1 protein-coding gene is annotated in these 677 nt (G+C 47.9%); it reads right to left on the reverse strand.

Translation table 11 applies throughout. The annotated features are described in order from the left end of the window. A partial coding sequence (locus tag R7093_RS25780) for an efflux RND transporter permease subunit (RefSeq protein ID WP_318147093.1) occupies nt 1–677 on the reverse strand: 677 nt, incomplete at both ends.

The raw sequence follows: 677 nt of genomic DNA on the forward strand, positions 1-677 counted from the left end.
TTGTAGATAGAAATCAAAACCCGTTGCGTTACCCAACTCTTGGATGGCAGGAGGTGCAAACGCAAATACCATGGCTTCTTTGATGGTTGAGAAGTAACCCATAGCGCGGCCTGTCAAAGATGCAGCATCCGAACCTGGCGCTTCGCGCTCAGACCAATCTTTCAAGCCAATAAACGCCATACCCATGTTTTGACCTTGACCAGCAAAGCTAAAACCAGCCACGGTAAACACGGATCTCACGTTGTCTTTTTCTTCTTCCAAGAAATAGCTACGCACTTTATCGAGTGTTTTTTCTGTCTGCTCTTGAGTCGAGTTCGGCGGCAAGATTGCCATCGAGAACACCGTACCTTGGTCTTCATCTGGTAGGAAAGACGTCGGCAGATTCATAAATAACCAACCCGCACCAGCGCTCATTGCCACAAACACCAACAACATGCGCCCAGTGCGTTTTAGCAACTTGGCTACACCAGCCTCATAACCTGCGGTCATCGAATCAAATTTACGGTTAAACCAACCGAAGAAGCCTTTTTTATCCGTAAATTCAGCGTCACCTTTTTTCAGTAACGTAGCACACAGCGCAGGTGTCAGGATGATCGCGACCATCACTGACAACGTCATCGCAGCAACGATGGTGATCGAGAACTGACGGTAAATTACCCCGGTCGAACCTGACATAA

Source organism: Vibrio sp. 1580 (assembly GCF_033340055.1).